This is a genomic window from Mangrovibacterium sp. (assembly GCF_059905295.1).
The window spans coordinates 1-4,924 of record NZ_JBZQJF010000315.1; the positions used below are offsets into that span (position 1 = coordinate 1).

The following is a 4,924-nucleotide window of genomic DNA, read 5'->3' on the forward strand; positions in this document are numbered from 1 at the left end:
CAGGAACTTACTTCCTGAATGCGACTGCTCACACTTTATCGACAACAGATGCGACCATTTTACGTCCGGACAATTATATTGTAAATGCAGATAACTGGAACAATAACCTCAAGGTATTAACCCTTACCGAAAACCAACTTCAGATTGCGATTATGCGGACAAACGACGAAGGTCCGTGGTATTATATACTGAATTACGTTTCCAAAGATTATGCTGACAATTACGAATATGCAGAGCCAGAACCAAGCTTGCCTGATGGATGGCAGGATGATGTGACAACTGTTGTTAGTCGAAAGATTAAGTGGGTATTGTCGCCGGAAACTCCTTTCAATTGGGCTAACCTTGATGGTTCATTGATGAATGCCTGGACTTCAGTTGCCGATTATCCGGACTGGACTGGCTTTGATGCTACAATTCCGGATACCTATGCAGGCTTCTCGTTAACCATGGATGCAGAAGACAACTCGGTTGTATTTATTGCTCCGGATGGAACGACGGAAAATGGAACTTATACGTTGGACGAAAAAGGAATTTACACTTTTGATGGCGTTACTCCGGCCTTCAATATTTGTTCTTGGGTGAATTTATATACTACCGCTGACAATCAATGGCGAATCCTAAGCCTTGAGAAAAACCTGGCGGGAGACGTGAAAGGAATGTGGGTTGGAGCGCGTGATCCAAGTAATCCCCAATATAGTGCTTTCCACTTGATTCCTCAACTAGGTGGTGATGATAGCACCAGCCCGCAGCCGACAACACTCGCTTTTGACAACACAAAATTAGCTTACGGGAATCTGGAAGTGGACAACCCGAAGTATCGGATTGAATTGTATAATGCTTATGGTAGTACAGCGGCTGACCCTCCTCTGGATCCGGCATCTGTGTTATTCGAGAACAAGATTTCAGTAACCTTTACAATTCAGGGATTGAGCTTTGTAACTGGTGCAGTTGGAAGTTATCAAACCGCTCTTCAGATTGCTGATGCCAGTTGGGATCCATCATATTGGGGAGATGGAACCGGCTCTGGAGAAGCGACTATAACCGGAGATGGAACTTACACTGTGAGCTGGACTCCGGGAGGTGCTTTCGATACAGCACAGGTTTTCTGTATTGATATCGTTGATTTGGTGCCGGACTTGGTGGATATCAATGCGGTTACGGTAACTGTTGATGACGTTGTGATTGAATAATTTAATGAACCTAAGATTCCCCGGATATCTTTTGGTATCCGGGGATAATAAAACAAAAACGAATTTTCCATCGCCCGAAATAACCTAAACGCTAAACCGAAAAACCAACAATTCAACCGAACTCATGAAACACCTAAACAAATGGACCTGGTTACTACTTATAATCCTCGCTGTCGTGGGATGTAGTAGTTCCAACGAAGAAACAATAATAGAAGAACCAGCGGCGACACTTTCAGCTTCAGCCAGCTCGTTTAGCTTTACAGCTGATGGTGGAACAGCGAGCTTCGATATTACTAGCAATACCACCTGGCGGATCAATTTCGAATCGACCGATTGGTGTAAACCATCGATTCAATCGACAAAAGGAAATGCGTCAGTTATTTTAACAGCTGAGGCCAATACAACGACCGAAGCCCGCAATCTAACGATGACTTTGACGGCGGATGGTGCTGAAACCATCAACCTGCAATGCACACAGGAAGCAGCGGAGGAAGAACCGGCTGAGCCAACAGAACCGGAATATGAAGATTACATCGAGCCGGACAATACTAACATGGGTAGCCTGTCGTCTATTGATTTTGCGGCGCAGATGGGCTTGGGCTGGAATCTTGGAAACTCGCTTGAAGCTATTGTTGCGAATGGCGATGCTTTGAGCGGGGGTGAAACCTCTTGGGGAAATCCGGTTGTAACTAAGGCTTTTATTGATGCCGTGAAGGCTGCCGGCTTTAAAACCATTCGAATCCCGGTTTCGTGGTCTAATCACTTGGAGGACGAAACAACTTATAAAATCAGTTGGGCCTGGAAACAACGTGTTGAAGAAGTGGTGAATTATGCGCTGGATAACGGGATGTATGTCATGATTAACATCCACTGGGATGGTGGTTGGATGAACCAGCCGGATAATGATCATAAAGAAGCCATCAATACAAAACTGCAAGCACTTTGGAAGCAAATAGCGATTTACTTCCGCGAGTATGACGACCATTTATTATTTGCCGGAAGTAACGAGGTTCATGTTGAAGGAGACTATGGAACCCCTTCCGCCGAAAATTTAGAAGTACAAAATTCCTTCAACCAGACTTTTGTAGATGCCGTTCGTGCTACAGGCGGGCGTAATACCTACAGATATTTGGTTGTTCAGGCCTATAACACCAACATCGACCTAGCTGTCAGCGATCTGACGATGCCTAATGATGACACCTCAGATCGGCTGATGGCCGAGGTCCATTTTTACGATCCGTACGATTTCACCCTTCAGGAAGACGGCACCTATAAAACCCAGTGGGGAACCGGTTACACTGATGTTTCCAGCTGGGGACAGGAGGCTTGGGTTGATGAGGCCTTTGGAAAAATGAAAACTAGTTTTATCGATCAGGGTATACCTGTAATCCTGGGGGAATATGGTGCGATTTTGCGTAGTTCCCTGACTTCTGATTTGGATGAACACATTGCTGCCCGCAATTATTACCTGAACTATGTGACGAAGGCGGCGGTACAGCATGGAATGATTCCTTGCTATTGGGATAATGGTGCTACCGGAAATAATTCCATGGGCTTGTTTAACCGTTCGACGGCAGAAGTAGTTCACCAGGATGCACTGGAAGCGATAACCAGTGCCGTAGATGAATGATTTGAAGATGAGATTGATGATATTGAGAATAAATTAGATGAAAATGAATAGACTATTTGCAACTGTGTTACTCGTTGGTTTATTTGCCGCCTGTAGTCCCAAAGGCTACCAGGCAGATGAGTCGGGGGTGACTGTTTTTCCGAAAAAAGTAACAGAGTACGGGGCAAAGGCTGTCCGGGTAATTCCCGTCAGCGATGAAATTATTCGGGTATCTGCTTCGGCAACCGGGAAGTTTTCAACTGACACCAGTTTGGTTGCCTTACCCGAGGATTCGAAAGTAGAATTCACAACGCGTGAAGATAATGGGAATGTATTGGTTTCAACAGGTAAAACGACCGTCGAAATTTCGAAAGAAGATGGTGTTGTCCACTTTTTAGATCAGGATGGCAATGAAATTCTGGCCGAAAAGAAAGATGGAACAACGATGAAGCCGATGGAAGTGGATAGTGTGAAAGCTTTCGAACTTCAGCAGGTATTTGATTCACCCGATGATGAAGCCCTTTACGGACTTGGGCAACACCAGGCCGATGAGATGAACTACAAAGGAAAAAACGAAGAGCTGTTCCAATACAATACCAAAGTGTCGATTCCTTTTATCATGTCGACCAAAAATTACGGGATTCTTTGGGATAATTATTCCTTCTCTCGTTTTGGCGATCCCCGTCCGTACGGGCAAATGGATCAGTTTGTGCAATACGGAACTGATGGGAAAGAAGGAGGATTAACGGCGACCTATGTAGATGATTCGCGCAAAGGACATGTCTTTGTCGAACGTCAGGAGCCAACCATCGATTACGAGAATTTGGAGACGATCAAAAACTTTCCTGAAGGATTCAGCTTCGATCATGCCCGTATTGTTTGGGAAGGCGATATTGAACCAAAAGAAAGTGGCTTGTTCAACTTCCTGTTGTATTATGCGGGTTATACCAAAATGTATGTCGACGGTCAACTGGTGGTTGATAAGTGGCGCACGGCCTGGAACCCCTCGGTCGCTAAATTCCAGCTTGATATGAAGGAAGGTCAGCGCTACCATGTGAAGCTCGACTGGATTCCTGATGGTGGTGTGTCCTATATTGGCCTGAAAGCCTTGTCGCCGGTTGATCCGCAGCAGCAAAAGCATATTTCATTCTATTCAGAAATGGGTAATCAAATCGATTACTATTTCATGAAAGGAAACTCGATGGATGATGTGATTAGCCGTTACCGTGAACTGACCGGTAAGGCTCAGGTAATGCCTAAATGGGCTATGGGATTTTGGCAAAGTCGTGAGCGTTACAAAACGCAGGATGAGCTGGAAGGTGCCTTGAAAGAATTCCGCAAACGTCATATTCCGATTGATAACATCGTGATGGACTGGTCGTACTGGAAAGTGGACCAGTGGGGAAGTCATGAATTCGATCCGGCCCGTTTCCCTGATCCGGATGCGATGATCAAAACTGTACACGACAATAAGGCACATATCATGATCTCGGTGTGGCCGAAGTTTTATCCGAATACCGAGCATTACAAAGAATTTGATAAACATGGCTGGATATATCAGCAGGCCATTAAGGATAGCATTCTGGACTGGATTCCTCCTGGACATCTGGGATCGTTCTACGATGCCTACTCGCCGGGTGCGCGCAAACTGTTTTGGAAACAGATTAACGAAAAACTATATTCCAAAGGAATTGATGCCTGGTGGCTTGATGCAACAGAACCGGATATTCAGTCGAATGCCAGCATGGAGTACCGTAAGAAACTGATGAACCCAACAGCTCTTGGATCTTCAACCCAATACTTCAACGCGTTTGCTTTAATGAATGCCAAGGGTATTTACGAGGGACAGCGGGCTAAGAATCCGGTTGATCGTGTGTTTATCCTAACCCGCTCAGGCTTTGCCGGCATGCAGCATTACGGAACCACCACCTGGAGTGGCGATATAGGTACTTGCTGGGAGGATTTGAAAGCACAAATTCCGGCCGGAATCAACTTCTCGATGTCGGGCTTACCGTACTGGACCATGGATATTGGTGGTTTCAGTGTACAAAAGAAATTTGAGCGTGCCAAAGAAGGGTCGGAGGATATGAAAGAGTGGCGTGAGTTGAATACCCGCTGGTACCAG

General features: G+C 45.5%; 3 protein-coding genes. All 3 read left to right on the plus strand.

All coding sequences use genetic code 11. The annotated features are described in order from the left end of the window. Positions 1-1,190 (plus strand): hypothetical protein (locus AC37HE_RS15985; RefSeq protein ID WP_500783962.1); only part of this gene is annotated, 1,190 nt, incomplete at its 5' end. A gap of 124 nt (positions 1,191-1,314) precedes the next feature. Next, on the plus strand, positions 1,315-2,820 hold the full coding sequence (locus AC37HE_RS15990) for a cellulase family glycosylhydrolase (protein ID WP_500783964.1): 1,506 nt from the start codon (positions 1,315-1,317) through the stop codon (positions 2,818-2,820). 43 nt (positions 2,821-2,863) lie between these two features. Further along, the coding region (locus AC37HE_RS15995; protein ID WP_500783965.1) for a TIM-barrel domain-containing protein at positions 2,864-4,924 on the plus strand (2,061 nt) is incomplete at its 3' end.